The organism is Myxococcota bacterium (assembly GCA_035498015.1).
Lineage (GTDB): Bacteria > Myxococcota_A > UBA9160 > SZUA-336 > SZUA-336 > VGRW01.
In genome coordinates this window covers 1-17,015 of sequence record DATKAO010000254.1, presented here as the reverse complement: position 1 = coordinate 17,015, position 17,015 = coordinate 1, and the positions used below count along the sequence as shown (strand labels likewise).

Sequence of the window (17,015 nt, the reverse complement as noted above, 5' to 3'; positions counted from 1 at the left end):
GGGCAAGGTGGCCATCGTCACCGGCGCCGCGTCGAACCCGGGCCTGGGGCGCGCGATCGCGACGACGCTCGCGCGCGAGGGCGCGCGCGTCGTCGTGACCGACATCGACGAGGCCGGCGTCCGTGAGTGCGCCGACGCGATCTGCGCGGCCGGTGGCGAGGCGCTGGCACTGCGCCACGACGTGACGCGCGAGGCGGGCTGGCAGGAGACGGTCGCGCGCACACTCGAGGCGTTCGGGCGGCTCGACGTGCTGGTCAACAACGCCGGCATCGCGGTGTTGAAGCCGCTCGAGGAGCTCTCACTCGCAGACTGGAACCGCCAGCTCGAGGTGAATCTGACCAGCGTCTTCCTGGGCTGCAAGTACGCGGCTGCGGCTCTGCGGCGGTCGGGCGGCGGCTCGATCGTGAACCTGTCGTCGATCGCAGGGATGATCGGCTTGCGCACATGCGTCGCCTACGGCGCCTCGAAGGGCGGTGTCCGCATCGCCACGAAGGCGATCGCGCTCGAGCTCAGCCGGGACGGGATCCGCTGCAACTCAGTCCACCCGGGCTTCATCTGGACCAACATGCAGGCGAAGGCGAGCGGCGCGACCGACCCGGCGAGCGTGCGGCTGAGCCCCGGCTCCGTGCCGCTGGGCCGCATAGGTGAGCCCCAGGACGTTGCGGAGTGCGTGCTCTATCTGGCCTCCGACGAGTCCAAGTACGTGACCGGCGCCGAGTTCACCGTCGACGGAGGACTAACCGCGCAGTAAACGCCCTAGGAGTCTCGCTTCCAGCCTTCCGGCGGGTATGACTCGGCCGAGTAGTCCGGCGGCCCGGAGTAACTGAAGCGGAACTCGCGGCGCGCGAAACGCCACGCGCCGTCCCGGTCACGGCGGTAGCGATCGCGGTAGCGGCCGATGTTGAGCAGCGCGCGGCGGTCTTTGAGCTGGATCGTCTCGGTGATTTGCCAGCGACCGGTGGCCTCGTCGCCGGCCAGCTCGATCAGGCCGTCCGTGGCGACCTGCACCACCCAGCGCGCGCCCGCCACGACCTTCTGATAGAAGGCCAGGATCGCGTCGCGGCCGCGCAGGTCCTGGCCCATGAGCTGCCACTCCGCGTCGGTAGCCCAGGTGTCTGCCCACGCCTCGTCGTCACGCTCGGCGATCCCGTGGCAGTAGCGCGCGACCAACGCGCGGATCGCGAGCTCGTCTGCGAGCTTCGCTGCGATCGATCGGTCCATTCCGCTGCATCCTCCCCGGTCGAGCCGGTGCTTCGAGTATCGCTCAAACGGCTGAGATGAGCGGCACGAGCCGGGCAGAGCTCGTCCGGATGGCGCGGCGCAACATCGCGCACGTGAAGGCCGGGAGGCTGCTGCGCGCTTCCTGGAGCACTCGGCGCGCTACTGACTCACCAGCGCGCCGCCCGGCCGCGCACGTCGACGTGCAGGAACGGACCGTGTGACTCGGTCGAGTCGTAGGAGCTCGCGCCGCCTACCCGCCAGTCCTCGGGCGGCGCGCGGTCGAGCTCGTCGGCGATCGCGAACAGGAAGGCGGAGTCGCGCGCGTCGCTGACTCCGTTCCCGTCGAGGTCGTCCATGCGGCCATCGCGGGGCGCGCGGTCGACGAACACGTCGGCCGCCTGGCCCCACAGGTGCCGGCTGAACGAGGTCTTGTTGCCGAGCTTGCGGTTGTACCAGGGCGTGCGGTAGCCGCTCATGATCTCGAGCGAGTCGGCGGCGATGCCGCGCTGGCGCAGCGCGTCGAGCAGGGCCTCGAGCTTGGCGACGAGAAGCGGGTCGAGCAGGAGATACTTCGGGAAGCCGCCGTCCTGCTTGCACAGGAACTGACCCAGCCGGAAGTGCGGCGAGACCGGCGTGTCCGCGTTCGCCTCGGTCGCCTCGATGAAGCCGGCCGGCGGGGTCATGAGGCTGCCCTGCACGATGCTCGGCGGCGGGTAGTTGCCGATCTCGTAGCCGTTGAGCCGCCCGCGCGCGACGCGCGCGCGCGGCACGAGCACGAACACCACCAGCGCGACCTCGTCCTGCGCGTCGGCGCTCGCCACGCGCAGGTGCAAGAGGCCGGGGCGGGCCGGCGCGGTCAGCGTCCAGGAGCCGCCGGCGTTGCGGGTGAGTCCGCGCGCGCCCGTGACCTCGACCGCGACCGGCGCGCCCGCGCGGTCGAGCGCAGAAAGCTCGAGCTTCCCGCGCGGCAGCACCGTCGCCAGCGCGACGCGCAGGCGCGACGAGCCCTCGCCGTGCCGCAGCGCGAAGCGCGCGCGCGCTTCGCTCGGCTCCCAGAAGCGCGCGCCGTCCGGTGGGCTGGCACTTGCGCGCGCTGCGGGTGCGGCGAGCGCCGACGCCAGCAGGATGAGGACGGTGAGTCGCCGCATCACTTGCATCCGGAGGCAACCTAGTAGACCGTGGCGCCCATGTCGCGCATTCGCCTCGTGCTCGTCCTGGCCCTCGCGCTCGCGCTGCCCGCGGGCGCGCAGTCACCCGACGACGATCGCGAGCGCTTGCGCGAGCGGATCGAGCAGATCCAGGCCGATCCCGAGACGCGGGTCGGCGGCGTTCGCCTCGCCGCTTCGAGCTTCGTGGCTCGGCTCTACGAGCGGCACGACTTCGCGCCCGAGTGGACGCCTGCGGCATCGGAGCAGCTCGCGCGCGCGATCGAGGCGATCGAGGCCGACGGCCTCGATCCCGAGGATTATCTGCGCTCCGCGCTCGCGCAGGCGCCCGCGGGCATCGATCGCGACCTCCTGCAGAGCGAGGCGCTCGTGCGCCTGCTCTACCACCTGCTGCTGGGCAAGGTGGACCCGACCACGTTCGACCCGAACTGGAACTTCAGCCGCCAGCTCCCCGAGAGTGACCCGATCGCGTTCGTGCAGCAGGTGATCGACTCCGGCGAGGTCGACGCGCGCATCGAGCGCGAGAAGCCGCAGCTCGAGCTGTATCGCCAGCTCAAGGCGGCCTACGCACGCGAGCGCGAGCGCGCGGCCGCGGGCGGCTGGAAGCCGATCCCGGCCGGCGCGGCGCTGAAGCCCGGAGTCAGCGATGCGCGCGTCCACGCGTTGCGCGCGCGGCTCGCGGCCGAGGGTGACTCGGACGCGGCCGGCGCGAGCGCCGGCGACACGTTCGACCCCGCGCTCGAAGCCGCGGTGAAAGCCTTCCAGGAGCGCCACGGCCTCGACCCCGACGGCGCCGTGGGCGCGGGCACGCTGGCCGAGCTGAACGTTCCGGTCGCCGCGCGACTGTCCCAGCTGCGAGTGAACCTGGAGCGCGGGCGCTGGCTGCTGCACGACCTGCCGCACGAGTTCGTGCTGGTGAACGTAGCCGGCTTCGGCGTTTATCTCGTGCGCGACGGCGCGATCGTCTGGCGCGCGCGCGCGCAGGTCGGCAAGCCCTACCGCTCCACGCCCATCTTCCGCGCCGAGATGACCTACCTGGTGTTGAACCCCACCTGGACCGTCCCTCCCGGAATCTTCGCGCACGACATATTGCCGGCGCAGCGGCGCGACCGCGGGACGCTCGCCCGCAAGGGGCTCGAGGTGGTCGACATGAAGGGCAACGTGGTGCCCGCGAGCTCGATCGACTGGGCGAACACCACGCCGCGCAACTTCCGCTACATGCTGCGCCAGCCTGCCGGGCCCAGCAACGCCCTGGGCCGCGTGAAGTTCATGTTCCCGAACAGTCACTCGGTGTATCTGCACGACACACCCAGCAAGAACCTGTTCGACAAGAGCGACCGCGCCTTCAGCTCGGGCTGCATCCGGGTGGAGAAGCCGCTCGAGCTCGCGGCGCTCTTGCTGGACGGCCAGAAGGGCTGGGACCGGGCCGCGATCGACGCGGCGATCGCCGCGGGCAAGACGCGCACGGTCACGCTCGAGAAACGCATGCCCGTGCTGCTCCTGTACTGGACCGCGTGGGTCGACGAAGCGGGCACGCTGCAGCTCCGCCGCGACCTGTACGGCCGCGACGCGAAGCTGGCCGCGGGCCTGTCGGAGCCGTTCCGCATCCGGCCGCGCGCGGAGCCGCCGTCGTGAACCCAAAGGGCCCGGCCGTGCACCTGGTCGACGCGACCTACGAGCTGTTCCGGGCCTACTTCGCGGTGCCGCCGGCAAGGTCGCCCGACGGCCGCGAGGTCGGCGCCACGCGCGGCGTGCTGTCGACCTTGCTGTATCTCGTGCAGCAGGAGGGCGCGACTCACGTGGCGTGCGCCACCGACCAGGTGATCCGCTCGTTCCGCAACGATCTGTTCGCGGGCTACAAGACCGAAGAGGGCGTCGAGCCCACGCTGCTCGCCCAGTTCCCGCTGGTCGAGGAGGCCATGACGGCGCTCGGGCTCGTGGTCTGGCCCATGGTCGAGTTCGAGGCCGACGACGCGCTCGCGACCGGTGCCGCGCGTTTCGCGCCCGACGCGAGTCAGGTGCTGATCGCCACGCCCGACAAGGATCTCGCGCAGTGCGTGCGCGGGCGCGAGGTGGTCATGCTCGACCGGCGCCGCAAGCTCGTGCTCGACGAGGACGCGGTGCGCGCCAAGTACGGGGTCGCGCCGCGCTCGATCCCCGACTGGCTCGCGCTGGTGGGTGACTCGGCCGACGGCTACCCCGGCCTGCCCGGCTGGGGCGAGCGTTCCGCCGCCGCGGTGTTGGCGCGCTGGCCGACGATCGAGGCGATCCCCGCCGCGGCGGCGGACTGGGGCGTGAACGTGCGCGGGGCGGAGCGGCTCGCGGCCACGCTGGCCGAGCGCCGCGGCGAAGCGCTCCTGTACAAGAAGCTCGCGACCCTGCGCAGCGACGTGCCGCTGCGCGAGTCACTCGCCGACCTCGAGTGGCGCGGCGCGCGCAAGGAGCTGCGCGACTTCTGCGCGCGCATCGGCTTCGACGACTTCCCCGGGCGCGTACGGCGCTGGAGGACGCAATGAGCGTGGAGACCGTGTCACTCGCGGCGAACGGACTGCGCTTCACCGCCGACCTGGCGGGTCCGCCGGGCGGCGACCCGGTGCTCCTCTTGCACGGCTACCCGCAGACGCGGCACACCTGGCGCGCGGAGCTGCGCGCGCTCGCCGCCGCGGGCTTCCGGGCCTGCGCGCCCGACCAGCGCGGCTACTCCGCCGGCGCGCGGCCCGAAGGCATCGACGCCTACCGGACCGAGAACTTGATCGCCGACGCGCTGGCGGTCGCCGACTCACTGGGCGCGGCGCGCTTCCACCTGGTGGGTCACGACTGGGGCGGCCAGCTCGCCTGGCTCACCGCGGCGCAACATCCCGAGCGCGTGCGCACGCTGGCCGTGCTGTCGCGCCCGCATCCGGCCGCGTTCGCCCGCGCCATGTCGGCCGACCCGGAGCAGGCGAACCGCTCGCGCCACCACCGCGCCTTCCAGCGCGCCGAAGCGACCGACCTCTTGCTCGAGAACGGGGCGGCGCGCCTGCGCGCCGCGCTCGCCGCCCAGGGCGTTCCCCCGGGCGACGTCGACGTGTATCTCGCGACGCTGGGCCAGCGCCCCGCGCTCGATGCCGCGATCCACTGGTACCGCGCGGCCGGCAGCGCGGGACTCGCCGCCGCGAGCGTTCCGCCGGTGAAGGTGCCCACGCTCTACGTCTGGGGCGACGCCGATGCCACCGTCGGCCGGCCCGCCGCAGAGGCGACCCGAGGCTTCGTCGACGCACCGTACGAGTTCGTCGAGCTGCCCGGGGTAGGTCACTTCGTGACCGACCAGGCGCCCGACGCGTTCGCGCCGCTCCTGCTCCGGCACCTCGCGCGCGGCTAGGAGCTCAGTCCTTGGCGGGCCGCAGCTTCCAGCGGATCGGCGCGCGCTTGATCCCGCCCACGAACGACGAGCGCACGCGCTCCTCCTTGCCGGTGCGCTCGAACGACTCGAGCCGCTCGCGGATCTGGTCGAACACCGTGCGCAGCTCGAGCCGCGCCAGGTGCGCGCCCAGACACACGTGCTCGCCGCGGCCGAAGCCCACGTGGTCGTTCGGGTTCCGGTCGATGCGGAAGCGGAACGGCTCGTCGAAGATCTCCTCGTCGCGGTTGCCCGAGGCGTAGAAGAGACACACCGACTCGCCCTTGGCGATCTTCACCCCGCGCAGCGTGATGTCGCGCGTGGCCTCGCGCGTGAACTGGATCACGGGGGTGGTCCAGCGCACGACCTCTTCCACCGCGGAGTCGATCAGGTCCGGGTTCGCGACCAGGCGCCGCCACTCACCGGGGTTCTCGTTGAACGCGAGCATGCCGCCGGTCATGGCGTTGCGCGTGGTCTCGTTGCCGGCGACCACGAGCAACAAGTAGTAGGACAGGAGGTCGAACGGCTCGAGCAGCTTGCCGTCGACCTTGCCGGTGGCCACGACCGACACGATGTCGTCCTTGGGGTTCTTGCGCCGCGACTCGGACAGCGCACTGAAGTATTTGAACAGCTCCGCGCGCGCCGACATGATCGTCTCTTCGGTGGTGCGGCCCTGCTGGAACTCGGGATCTTCGGGCGCGATCGTCTCGTTGGTCCACTTGAAGAGCAGTCTCCAGTCCTCGCCGGGCACGCCGAGCATCTCGGCGATCACCGCGATCGTGATCGGCGCCGCGACGTCCTGCACGAAGTCACAGGTGCCCAGCTCGCCGGCCTCGTCGAGGATCTGGCGCGTGATGCGGTCCACCTTCGGCGCCCAGTGCTGGGTCACGCGCGGCGTGAACTGCTTGGCAGTCACCGCGCGGAAGCTGCGGTGCTCGGGCGGGTCCAGCGTGAGCAGGTGCTTCAGCTTCACCTGCTCGGGCGGAATGTCGCGCGTGAACACCGCGAGCCGCGGCTCGATGATGAAGTCGGTCGGGTTCTTGCCGATCTCGACGATGTCGGCGTGCTTCACGATCGCGTAGAACGGATCGAACGCGTCGCCCGTGAAGCGGTGCACCGGCGCATGCTTGCGCAGGTACGTCCACTCCGCGTGCGGATACCCGTTCGTCTCGTAGTACGCGGGCGAGATGACGTCGAGCTTTTCGAGCGACAGTCCTTCGAGGCTGGGGGCGCCGGCGGCCATGGGATCCTCCCGAACGGAGCATACCGCGTGCGCGCTCAGCGTGCGGTGAGCGCGGCCCGGTAGCGCGCGAGCTGCTCGGCGAGCTGGGGCGCGATGTCGCTGGCTTCGTCCTGCGCGAGCGCGAGCGCGCGCTCCTGCGTGCGCACGGCGTCGGCACGCAGGCCCGCCGCCCATTCCGCCGCCGCGAGCGTATGCAGGATCGCAGGGTCACGTCCGGCGGTCTCGGCGGCAGCGCGGCGCGCGTGGAGCAACGCCTCGGCGCTCTCGTTCGGATCGTCGGATTGCACGAGAAGCTGCGCGAGCTCTGCGTGTAGCGCGGGCGAGTCGGGTGTCGCCAGGAGGGCGCGCCGCAATGCCGCCCTCGCCCCTGCCGTGTCGCCGGCGTCGCTGCGGGAGCGCGCGAGGGCGAGCTGACCTTGCTCGAAGCGCGGCTCGATCTCGACCGCGCGCGCGAAGTGACTGCCCGCGCCGTCGGCGTCGCCCAGGCCGGCGAGCGCGAGCGCCAGGTCGTAGTGCGCGCGGACGTCGTTCGGCGCGAGCTCGAGCGCGCGGCCGTAGGCGCCGGCGGCGGCGCGGAGCTCGCCGGCTTCGGCCCAGGCGAGGCCCAGGTTCACGAAGCCGTGCGGAAGCTCGGGCATCGCGGCCACCTGGCTCTGCCAGAGCGCGACCGCACTCGCGTAGTCGTCGTTGCGCGCGCGAGTCATGATTCCCGCCACGAGGGCGAGGCCCGCGACGGCGACGGCAGCGAGCCACCGGGGCGTGGGCAGGCGCGCGACGAGACACACCGCCAGCGACACGAGCGCCGCGAGCGGCAGATACATGCGCCGCTCCGCCGCGACCTCGGTGGCGATCGGCACGAAGCTCGAGGTCGGCGCCAGCAAGAGGAAGAACAGCACGGCCGGCGTGCCGAGCCGGGGCGCGCGCACGAACAACGCGAGCGCCGCCAGCGCGGCGGCGCCCACCACGAGCCCGCCCGCGAGCACGGCCCGCGGCTCGACCGGCCCCACGGGTCCGTAGTAGATCGCGAGCGGCTGCGGCCAGACCACGAGCTTCAGGTAGTGCGCCACGGCCACGAGCTGGTGCTGCGCGTATTCGAGCGGAGTCACTGGCAAGGCAAAGCCCGCGCTCGCCGAGCGCGGCGCGAGCACGAGCAGGGCGCCGAGCACCCCCCACGTGGCGGCGAGCGCCGCCAGGAAGCCGCGCTCGCGCGCGAACAGCTCGCGCGCGCTGCCGTGGCGGTACGCGTACAGCCACAGCGCCACGGCCACGGGCGCAGTGACCATGGACTCCTTGCACAGCATGCCGAGCGCGCAGCAGGCCACGGCGGTCACGCGCCACCCGCGCGACGCCGCGAGCAGGGTGCCGAGATAGCAGGTGCCCAGCAGCAGCTCCGTGCGCTGCGTGACGTAGTCGACCGACTCGGTGGCGAGCGGGTGCAGCATCCAGAGCAGCGCGCCCGCGAACGCGGCCCGCGGGCCGAGCGTCGCCCGCAGCAGGCCGAGCAGGAGCACGGCGTTCGCCAGGTGGAGCGCCACGTTCAGCGCGTGGTACGCGCGCACGTCGAGGCCGGCCGCCGCCCAGCACAGGGCCATGGACAGAGTCACCAGCGGCCGCCCGGAAAGCGAGCTCTGCGGCTCGAGCGAGAGCCAGTGCGACGGCGGCCAGAGCGCGCGCACGTGCGGGTTGTCGCGGATCGACCCGAGGTCGTCGAGCACGAACGGCCCGCCGAGCGCGTTGGCGTACGCCGCCGCCCCGAGCAGCACCAGGGCGAGCGGCGCCCAGCGGATCAGAGTCTCGCGTCGACTCACGCGCGGCGAGTCTAGCCCGTGATCAGCTCGTGGGGGCGCGCCGGCGCGCGCCGGCCGCAGCGGCCCCGGCGAGCAAGGCCGCGAGCACCGCCGCCCACGGGCCCGGGAGCGCCGGGACCCCCGGCGCGTGCACGATCGGGGTCGAGGTCGGCTCGAGCGGATCGGTCCCGTAGCTGATCTCGACGGAGTCACTCACGCCGTCGCCGTCGCTGTCCGCCAGCAGCGGGTTGGTATGGTACGTGAGCACCTCTGCGCCGTCGCTGAGACCGTCGCCGTCCGTGTCCGCGAGGTTCGGGTTGGTGCCCAGGCCCGCTTCGGCCGGGTTGCTCAGCCCGTCACCGTCGGTGTCGGCGGGCTCCGTGGCCGGCAGCAGCCACGGCTCGACGCCCCGGGCCTCGGTGCCGGCCGCGAAGAACAGGCTCGTACCCACTTGCGACATCTGACTCGGCGACGACGAGCCGATCCCGGGCACGATGTCACGCACCTGCACGGTGCCGCCGCTCGTGCCGTCGGTGCGCCACAGCTCGTTGCCCGTGGTGCCGTCGTTCACGGCGAAGTAGAGCAGCCCGTTCGCTGCCTTGAGGATCAGCGGCGACGAGCTCGCGCCGCCGGGCGCGAAGTCTCTCACGAGCCCCGTGCCGGCGGCGGTGCCGTCGCTCTTCCACAGCTCGACGCCACTCACTCCGTCGTTCGCGGTGAAGACCAGCGTGCTGCCCAGCGCCGTGAGCTGGCTCGGTGCGCTGCCGGTCGGCCCGGCCTGGATGTCCTTCACCAGCACCGTGCCGGCCGCGCTGCCGTCGCTCTTCCACAGCTCGAAGCCGTTGTCGCCGTCGTCGGCCGAGAAGAACAGCACGCCGTTCACCAGCGCGAAGTTCTGCGGCGAGGAGCTGCCGCCCCCGTCGTTGATGTCCTTCACGAGCGCCGTGCCGCCCGAGCTGCCATCGCTGCGGTAGAGCTCGTCGCCGGTGACTCCGTCGTCGCCCGAGAACAAGAGCGCCCCGCCCACCACGGCGATCGAGGCGCCCATGGAGAAGCCGCTGCCGATGTCGGGGTTCAGGTCGACCACCATCGACGCGCTCGAGCCGTTGGTCTTGAACAGCTCGGCTCCCTGGTTCGGGTCCTGCACGCCCAGGAAGTAGAAGTTACTGCCGAGCACCACGCCCCTCGTGAACGGATTCACGGTCGAGATCTGACTCGTGCCGCCGCTCGTCCCGTCGCTCTTCCAGAGCGTGGAGCCGTTGCCGCTGTTGTCGTTGGCGGTGAACAGGAGCGTGTTGCCCAGGCTGCCGATCGGCACCGCGTTCGAGGCCGTCGCGCCCGAGGCGATGTTTTTCACCATCACCGTGCCGGCGCTGGTGCCGTTGCTCTTCCACAGCTCGGCGCCGTTGGTGCCGTCGTCGGCCTGGAAGAAGACCTGGCCGTTCAGCGGGAAGAGCGTGTTGGGGTTCGAGCCGACCGCACCCGGCCGGATGTCCTTCACGAGCGTGGTGCCGCCGGCGGTGCCGTCGCTCTTCCACAGCTCGGTGCCGTTCACGCCGTCGCTCGCGGCGAGATACGCGGTGCCGCCGAGGTCGACGATCGGCGTCGCGGCGACCGAGCTGCCCGTGCCGGTGGTGAGGTCCTTCACGAGCCCGGTGCCGCCGGGCGTGCCGTCGCTCGCCCACAGCTCGCGGCCGATCGCCTCGTCGGTCGCCGCGAAGTAGGCGACACCGAACTGTGACCCCACGAACGGTCCCGCGGACGAGCCCGTCGCCCCGGCGAAGATGTCGGCCAGGCGCACGGTGCCCGCGGACGTGCCGTCGCTCGACCACGGCTCGCTGCCCGACGTGCCGTCGTTGGCCGCGAAGAACAAGTGACTCCCGATCGCCGTGAAGCCCGAGCCCGCGGAGATCCCGCTCGCGGAGCCGGGGTTGATGTCCTTGATCATGGTCGTGCCGGCGGCCGTGCCATCGCTGCGCCATGGCTCGCGGCCCGAGGCGGTGGTCATGGCGGTGAAATACAAGACGCCGTTCAGCGCGACGTACAGCGTGGGGTTCGAGCTGGCCGAGCCCGCCATGATGTTCGCGACCAGCGACGAGGTCGTGCCGTCGGTCTTCCACAGCTCGACGCCGTTCACGCCGTCGTTCGCCGAGAAGAACACCGTGCTCCCCACGGGCATGAAGTTCGAGGGAGACGACGACGCGGAGCCCGAGGCGACGTCACTGATGCGCACCGTGCCGGCCGTCGTGCCGTCGCTCTTCCAGGGCTCGAAGCCCGACGTGCCGTCGTTGGCGGAGAAGTAGATCAGGTTGCCGACCGCGACCGGAATGAACAGCGGCATGGAGCTCGCGCTGCCCGGGTTGATGTCCTTCACGCGCACGGTCCCGGCGCCCGTGCCGTCGCTCGTCCACAGCTCGGTGCCGCTCGTGCCGTCGTTGGCCGAGAAGAACAGGGTGTTCCCGACCGCGATCAGGCCCAGCGGGCTCGAGTCACCCGGGCCCGGGTTGATGTCCTTCACGCGCGCCGTGCCCGCCGCCGTGCCGTCGCTCCTCCACAGCTCGCGGCCGCCGCTGGCGTCGATGCCCACGTAGTACGCCACGCCGTTCATGACCGTGAAGCGGCCTTCGACCGAGTCGGCCGGCCCCGGGTTGAAGTCCGCGATGCGCATCGTGCCGGCCGCGGTACCGTCGCTCCGCCACAGCTCGCGGCCGGTCGACGAGTCACTCGCGGTGAAGAGCAGCGTGCTGCCACTCAGTGCTGCCAGCGAGCCTGCGTTGTTCGTGCCAGCGACGCCGAGTCTCTTGACCCGGAACGTGCCGGCCGCGGAGCCGTCGGTGCGCCACAGCTCGTTCTCGGAGAACGGCGTGGCGATGAAGTACAGGAAGCCCTGGAAGCGGGTGACCTCGACCGGGTTGGAGCCGGCCTGCGACAGGGTCGCGTTGATGTCCTTCACGAGGTAGGGCTGGCCCTGGGCACGCGCGACGAGCGGCAGGGCGAGCGCGAGCAGGAGGCAGGAGCAGCAGCGGAGCAGCCTCGACATACGCCCGGGTATTGTCGCAGAGCAAAGCCCACGGGTGGGCTTTTTTTGAAAGGCCCGTTTTCGGAATCGAGAAGGAGACGAAAGGTGAGCGGGACCAAGCACATCGGGATCGTTGCGGTGAGCGCGGAAGGCGCGGCGCTGTGTTACCGGACGATCTGCGCAGAAGGCGCCGCCGTGCTCGGGCCGCACGACCACCCCGAGGTCAGCGTTCACACGTTCCCGCTCGCGCGCTACATGGCGCTGATCGCGCGCGACCGGTGGGACGAGGCCGGGGAGCTCTTGCTCGAGTCGGCCGGGATCCTGGTCCGGGGCGGCGCGGAGCTGCTCGTCTGCCCCGACAACACGCTGCACCAGGCGCTCGACCGGGTGCGCGAGCGCGCGCCGGCGCCCTGGCTGCACATCGCGGAAGAGGTCGCGGCCGCGGCCCGCGCGCGCGGGCTCCGGCGCCTGGGCGTGCTCGGCACGCGCCATCTCATGGAAGGTGCGGTCTACCGCGAGAAGCTCGCTGCACACGGCATCGCGTGCGAGATCCCCGAGCCGGCCGAGCGAGCGCGCGCCAACGCGGTGATCTTCGACGAGCTGGTGTGCGGGCGCTTCGACGCGGGCTCGCGCCGCTACTTCTGCGAGCTGATCGAGTCACTCGGCCAGCGCGGCTGCGACGCGGTGGTGCTGGGCTGCACGGAGATTCCGCTGCTGGTCTCCGACGCCGACTCCTCCCTGCCCGTGCTGGACTCGACGCGCATCCTGGCACGGGCGGCGCTGCGGGAGGCCCTGGGGCAGGACTGACGCAACTTTCTCCAAGTTTCGCGGCCGACTCCTTCCTAGGTTCTCGCGCGAAGGAGGAACCCCCATGGCATCGATCCGCAGGGAAGCTCGCATCAAGACCCAGCCCGAGGCCGCGTGGGCGGCGCTGCGCGACGTGGGCGCGCTGCACACGCGCTTGGCGCGCGGCTTCGTGAGCGACACGCGGCTCGAAGCGGGTGCGCGCATCGTGACCTTCGCCAACGGCATGGTCGTGCGCGAGCTGATCGTCGACGTCGACGAGTCGGCGCGGCGCGTGGCGTGGTCGGCGCGCACGGACGGGCTCAGTCACCACAGCGCGTCGGCGCAGGTGCTTCCCGACGGCCCGTCGGCCTGCCGCTTCGTCTGGATCGCCGACCTCTTGCCCGACGAGGCGGCGCCCGTGATCGCGGCCATGATCGACCAAGGCATGGCCGCCATCCAGGAGACACTCGAGAAGGACGCGAGCTGAGGCGCGCTGGCGCGCACGCTTGTGATCGATCGCACGCCGCGCTCGTGAAGCGCATCACGCCGTGCGCGTGGCTCCGGTCACGCGCCGTCCGGCGCTGGGCGCCGATGCGGGCAGGCGATGCGAAAGCTCGTCCTCCCGATCGTGGTCGCGGTGATCCTCGTTCCCGGTGCGGCGCTCGCGCAGCTGCGCACCGTGGCGCTCGCGTTCAAGCCGCCGGTCGATTCCCGCGTGGTCGGCTTCCACGTGTATCTCGCGGCGGCCTCGCGCGCCTATGCGGACTTCCGGGACGACATCAACTTCGTGCCGCCGGTCGACGCGAGCGGAGTCGCGACCTGGGCGTTGGCGGGCATCGAGGAGTTCTCCGACGTCTACGTGTCCCTGAAGTCGTACGACGCCTCGGGCACGGAGTCCGCATTCTCGAACGAGGTCCGCGTGGTGGCCGAGGTGCCGCCGGCAGCGCCGCCGCCGGTGCAGCACGAGTGCGAGGCGGACGCCGACTGCGCAGCGCCCGCCGACGCCTGCGCGGGTCCGCGCCACTGCGTCGCGTACACGTGTCAGGCGGGCTCGGCGCTCCCCGACGAGACGGCCTGCGACGACGGGAACGCGAGCACGCCCTACGACGTGTGTCGCGGCGGCAAGTGCAGCGGCTTCGCCTGCGGCAGCGACGCGCAGTGCTCCGACGGCCAGGCCTGCGACGGCGCCGAGCGCTGCAGCGGCAACGTGTGCGTGTCGGGCGCGGCGCTGCAGTGTCCGCTCGACTCCGGTCCCTGCTACGACTCGTTCTGTGACCTCTCGGCGGGCTGCGTGGTGCAGCTCCACCCCGACGGCTCGTCGTGTGTCACCTCGAGCTCGGGCAGCGCCGGCACCTGCTCGGCGGGCGTGTGCCAGCAGACATACTCGCGCAAGCGCTGGAAGCACCGCGACCGCTGACCCGGCTCAGCCAGGGGCGACGAGCTGTGGATGCGCGTGCCACTCGTGGGCGATCCGGCGCATCAGCAAGGCGCAGTCGAACTGCACGCTTCCCGGCGGAAAGCGCGTCTGGTCGCCGAAGAACGTCGACTCGACCCCGGTCACTTCGAGCGGCTCGACCGCCCAGCCGAAGCTGCGCAGCTCGAGGCCGTCGTAGACGCCGGCGCGCCGGGTGGCCGAGTAGCCCAGCGACCCGCCTGCGAAGAAGCGCGAGGCCTCGTCGAGTGAGCCGAAGACCGAGCTCGCGGGCAGCGCCCCCGCCACCCGGGCCTCGACCCGGACCCGGGTCAGTCCGTCCGCGCTCTGCAGCGCGACCGAGAGCCGCTCGTCCGACTCTTCGACCCGGAACTCGGCGGGATGGTGCTCGCCCGGAAAGATGCGCCCGCCCACGGCGACGTTGAAGCGCGAGGAAGTGTCTCGTCGGGGGATGTACACGCCCTCGCGAACGGCCCCGTCGGCGTCCCATTCGACCGCGACGCGGTGGGCCGCATTCTCGGAGCGCAGACCGAACGCGCGCGGCACGAATCGCGGGCGCACCTCGCAAAGCCGGATCAGACACACCCCGGCGATCGCCGAGCCCCGCACCAGCTTGGGCCGGAACGGTGCGGGGAGGAGCGGGCGCAGCGCGGCGGGTGTGACCCGAAAGTTCACCAGGATTCGCCGATCGATCACGCCGCGGATCGCTGGAAGGCGGAGCATCTCGAGTCAGCGTACCCTCCCGGCCCGTGCAGCGCCCCAGTCTTTTTCGCCGCCGCCCGATCTGGCTGCCCACGCTGTGGGGCTGGCTCCTGTTGTTTCTCATCTGTGCGGGAGTCGGGGTCGTTGCGCTGCGTGAGGTCTATCCCTTCCTGGCGGTGACTCACCGGGCCGATGCGCACCTGCTCGTGGTCGAGGGCTGGATGCCGGCCGACCAGCTCGATCAAGCGCTCGAGATCTGGCGCGCCGGCGGCTACGCGCACGTGATCACCACGGGCGGGCCGATCACCGAGTTCGAGCCCGAGCCGCGCTCCTACGCCGACCGCGCCCGCAGCTACCTCGTGAGTCACGGCATGCCGGCCGACGTCGTGGTCGCGGTCTCCGCCCCGGCGTCCGCGCAGGAGCGCTCGTTCCTGAACGCGGTCATGCTGCGCGAGTGGCTCGCGCACTCCGAGCTGCGCTCCGACGCCCTGGACGTGGTCTCCTCGGGCGTGCACTGCCGGCGCTCCTGGCTCGTGCACCGGATGGCGTTCGGGCCGCAGGTCCGCGTAGGGATCATCGCGACCCGGCCGCGCGGCTACGACCCCGACGCCTGGTGGCGCACCAGCCTGGGCGCCAAGGACGTGCTCTCCGAGGCGATCAGCTGGACCTGGACCGAGCTGTTCTTCCACCCCGGGCCGCCCGGCTCGAGCGGCGAGAAGTGGGGCGAGGGCTACTGACTCACTCCGGGCGCGTGCCCGCGATCATGTAGCGCCAGAAGCGGCGCGGCTCGCCGAACTTGAAGTTGCCGCCGGCCTTGTGCTGGACCGAGACGTTGTCCCAGACCAGCACGTCGTGGGAGCTCCAGTCGTGCTCGCACTTGGGGCCGCGCGACTCGGCGTGGTCCTGGAGCTCGCGCAGGAGCGCGCGGCCCTCGGCCACCGGCAGGCCCTCGACGTGCTTGGCGCGGTCGAGGTCGACGAACAGCGAGCGCGTGCGCGCCAGCGGGTGCGTGCGCACCAGCGGATGGGTCACTTCGACCAGCACGTCGGCCGGGCCGCGCGCGGCGCGCCGCGGCGGGAACGCGTCTTCGTTGTTGTGGTGGTACACCGCGCGCAGGGTCTCGATGCGCCGGCGCGTGGCCGGGTCGAGTGACTCGAGCGCCGCCCGCATGTCGATGAAGCAGGTGGGTCCGCCGCCGCTGGGCGGCAGCGCTCGTGCGTGCAGCACCGTCGCAGCGGCGGGCTCCTCGGTGTAGGTGTCGTCGACGTGCCAGGTCTCGAACAGGCCCGGCCGGCGGTCGTCGAGCCCGCCTGTTGCGGTGCCCGCGCGCCGCGCGCGCTCTTCGTCGGGGATCACGTAGCCGGAGTCGATCACCTGCCGGCGCTCGGCGTAGCGCAACGTGCCGCCGTCGCGTGTGCGCCCGACGGGGTCCTTGATCGCGCCGAACAAGCGCGCGACCGCCTGCAGCTCGTCGTCGGCGAGCGGGCGCTCCATGCAGAGCCGCACGACGGCGCGGCGCGCGAGCAGCGCGCGCAGAGCCTGGGCCGTGCTCGCGCCGTCGCCGGGACCAACGCCCGTCACCGAGGTCACTGCGAAGCCCGCGGGCTCCTGCACGTCCATGGGGCCGTGGTGTACCTTGCGGCCATGCAACGACGCAAGCTGGGCAGGTCCGGACTCACTGTTTCGTCACAGGGTCTGGGCTGCATGGGCATGTCCGAGTTCTACGGCGCCACCGACGACGCCGAGTCGCTCGCCACGATCGACCGCGCGCTCGAGCTCGGCATCGACTTCCTCGACACGGCCGACGTGTACGGCCCGTACAAGAACGAGGAGCTGCTCGGCCGCGCTCTCAGGGGGAGGCGCGGGCGCGTCGTGCTGGCGACCAAGTTCGGCATCGTACGCGACCCGAAGAACCCGCAGGCGCGCGGCGTCAGCGGCCGGCCCGAGTACGTGCGCCAGGCGTGTGACGCGAGCCTGCGCCGGCTGGGCGTCGACCACATCGACCTGTACTACCAGCACCGCGTCGACCCGTCGCTGCCGATCGAAGACACCATCGGTGCCATGTCCGACCTCGTCAGGCAGGGCAAAGTGCGCCACCTGGGCCTCTCCGAAGCCGGCGTCGAGACACTGCGCCGCGCTTGCGCGGTCCACCCGATCGCCGCGCTGCAGACCGAGTACTCGCTGTGGAGCCGCGATCCCGAGGACGCGATCCTCGGCGCCTGCCGGGAGCTCGGCATCGGCTTCGTGGCCTACAGCCCGCTCGGACGCGGCTTCCTCACC

General features: G+C 71.8%; 16 protein-coding genes. 9 read left to right on the top strand and 7 right to left on the bottom strand.

The features are described 5' to 3' along the window. Positions 1-751: glucose 1-dehydrogenase (locus VMR86_22665; protein ID HTO09872.1), on the top strand; the 751-nt coding region annotated here is incomplete at its 5' end. A gap of 5 nt (positions 752-756) precedes the next feature. Here VMR86_22665 and VMR86_22660 read toward each other — a convergent pair. Together VMR86_22660 and VMR86_22655 are read right to left on the bottom strand one after the other, a co-directional pair. Further along, entirely contained in the window at positions 757-1,221 is a 465-nt protein-coding gene (locus tag VMR86_22660) for a nuclear transport factor 2 family protein (protein ID HTO09871.1), read from the bottom strand. 167 nt (positions 1,222-1,388) lie between these two features. Beyond that, positions 1,389-2,378, bottom strand: a complete 990-nt coding sequence (locus VMR86_22655; GenBank protein ID HTO09870.1) for a D-Ala-D-Ala carboxypeptidase family metallohydrolase — start codon at positions 2,376-2,378, stop codon at positions 1,389-1,391. A gap of 30 nt (positions 2,379-2,408) precedes the next feature. Here VMR86_22655 and VMR86_22650 point away from each other — a divergent pair, with 30 nt between their 5' ends. From VMR86_22650 to VMR86_22640, 3 genes are read left to right on the top strand one after another with little or no spacing between them, the layout of a single operon-like run. Continuing rightward, positions 2,409-4,022, top strand: a complete 1,614-nt coding sequence (locus VMR86_22650) for a L,D-transpeptidase family protein (GenBank protein ID HTO09869.1) — start codon at positions 2,409-2,411, stop codon at positions 4,020-4,022. Further along, positions 4,019-4,903 carry a 5'-3' exonuclease H3TH domain-containing protein gene (locus tag VMR86_22645; protein HTO09868.1) on the top strand — a complete coding sequence of 295 codons (885 nt, stop codon included), beginning with the start codon at positions 4,019-4,021 and terminating at the stop codon, positions 4,901-4,903. The genes VMR86_22650 and VMR86_22645 overlap by 4 nt, the downstream gene beginning before the upstream one ends. Continuing rightward, positions 4,900-5,748, top strand: a complete 849-nt coding sequence (locus VMR86_22640) for an alpha/beta hydrolase (GenBank protein ID HTO09867.1) — start codon at positions 4,900-4,902, stop codon at positions 5,746-5,748. Before VMR86_22645 ends, VMR86_22640 begins: the two co-directional genes overlap by 4 nt. Positions 5,749-5,752: 4 nt before the next feature. Here VMR86_22640 and VMR86_22635 read toward each other — a convergent pair whose 3' ends face one another. Genes VMR86_22635 through VMR86_22625 form a run of 3 tightly spaced genes read right to left on the bottom strand, consistent with a single transcriptional unit; the run spans position 5,753 to position 11,836 of the window. After that, complete coding sequence (locus tag VMR86_22635; protein HTO09866.1) at positions 5,753-7,009, bottom strand: cytochrome P450; 1,257 nt, start codon at positions 7,007-7,009, stop codon at positions 5,753-5,755. Positions 7,010-7,044: 35 nt separating this feature from the next. Further along, on the bottom strand, positions 7,045-8,817 hold the full coding sequence (locus tag VMR86_22630; GenBank protein HTO09865.1) for a hypothetical protein: 1,773 nt from the start codon (positions 8,815-8,817) through the stop codon (positions 7,045-7,047). 22 nt (positions 8,818-8,839) lie between these two features. Then, positions 8,840-11,836, bottom strand: a complete 2,997-nt coding sequence (locus VMR86_22625) for an ELWxxDGT repeat protein (protein HTO09864.1) — start codon at positions 11,834-11,836, stop codon at positions 8,840-8,842. A gap of 84 nt (positions 11,837-11,920) precedes the next feature. Here VMR86_22625 and VMR86_22620 point away from each other — a divergent pair, with 84 nt between their 5' ends. From VMR86_22620 to VMR86_22610, 3 genes are all read left to right on the top strand, one after another. Beyond that, complete coding sequence (locus VMR86_22620; protein HTO09863.1) at positions 11,921-12,622, top strand: amino acid racemase; 702 nt, start codon at positions 11,921-11,923, stop codon at positions 12,620-12,622. Positions 12,623-12,686: 64 nt separating this feature from the next. Next, on the top strand, positions 12,687-13,088 hold the full coding sequence (locus VMR86_22615; GenBank protein ID HTO09862.1) for an SRPBCC family protein: 402 nt from the start codon (positions 12,687-12,689) through the stop codon (positions 13,086-13,088). Positions 13,089-13,205: 117 nt separating this feature from the next. Continuing rightward, positions 13,206-14,018 (top strand): hypothetical protein, encoded by an 813-nt coding sequence (locus tag VMR86_22610; GenBank protein ID HTO09861.1) that lies wholly within the window; start codon positions 13,206-13,208, stop codon positions 14,016-14,018. 6 nt (positions 14,019-14,024) lie between these two features. Here the strand turns inward: VMR86_22610 and VMR86_22605 are convergent, their stop codons facing one another. Further along, positions 14,025-14,729 (bottom strand): DUF2071 domain-containing protein, encoded by a 705-nt coding sequence (locus VMR86_22605; GenBank protein HTO09860.1) that lies wholly within the window; start codon positions 14,727-14,729, stop codon positions 14,025-14,027. Between the two features lie 53 nt (positions 14,730-14,782). On the opposite strand from VMR86_22605, the gene VMR86_22600 reads away from it, so the two are divergent. Then, positions 14,783-15,472 (top strand): YdcF family protein, encoded by a 690-nt coding sequence (locus VMR86_22600; GenBank protein ID HTO09859.1) that lies wholly within the window; start codon positions 14,783-14,785, stop codon positions 15,470-15,472. Between the two features lies 1 nt (position 15,473). On the opposite strand, the gene VMR86_22595 is transcribed toward VMR86_22600, so the two are convergent. After that, positions 15,474-16,355 carry a TauD/TfdA family dioxygenase gene (locus tag VMR86_22595; GenBank protein HTO09858.1) on the bottom strand — a complete coding sequence of 294 codons (882 nt, stop codon included), beginning with the start codon at positions 16,353-16,355 and terminating at the stop codon, positions 15,474-15,476. A 24-nt stretch (positions 16,356-16,379) separates the two neighbouring features. Here VMR86_22595 and VMR86_22590 point away from each other — a divergent pair. Further along, positions 16,380-17,015, top strand: a 636-nt coding sequence (locus VMR86_22590; protein ID HTO09857.1) for an aldo/keto reductase, incomplete at its 3' end; no start/stop codon positions are given.

Excerpts from the sequence above, each read along its gene's own strand:
- VMR86_22660 (HTO09871.1), bottom strand. The coding sequence starts at position 1,221 with ATGGACCGATCGATCGCAGCGAAGCTCGCAGACGAGCTCGCGATCCGC.
- VMR86_22655 (HTO09870.1), bottom strand. The coding sequence starts at position 2,378 with ATGCAAGTGATGCGGCGACTCACCGTCCTCATCCTGCTGGCGTCGGCG.
- VMR86_22650 (HTO09869.1), top strand. The coding sequence starts at position 2,409 with ATGTCGCGCATTCGCCTCGTGCTCGTCCTGGCCCTCGCGCTCGCGCTG.
- VMR86_22640 (HTO09867.1), top strand. The coding sequence starts at position 4,900 with ATGAGCGTGGAGACCGTGTCACTCGCGGCGAACGGACTGCGCTTCACC.
- VMR86_22635 (HTO09866.1), bottom strand. The coding sequence starts at position 7,009 with ATGGCCGCCGGCGCCCCCAGCCTCGAAGGACTGTCGCTCGAAAAGCTC.
- VMR86_22625 (HTO09864.1), bottom strand. The coding sequence starts at position 11,836 with ATGTCGAGGCTGCTCCGCTGCTGCTCCTGCCTCCTGCTCGCGCTCGCC.
- VMR86_22615 (HTO09862.1), top strand. The coding sequence starts at position 12,687 with ATGGCATCGATCCGCAGGGAAGCTCGCATCAAGACCCAGCCCGAGGCC.
- VMR86_22610 (HTO09861.1), top strand. The coding sequence starts at position 13,206 with ATGCGAAAGCTCGTCCTCCCGATCGTGGTCGCGGTGATCCTCGTTCCC.
- VMR86_22595 (HTO09858.1), bottom strand. The coding sequence starts at position 16,355 with ATGGACGTGCAGGAGCCCGCGGGCTTCGCAGTGACCTCGGTGACGGGC.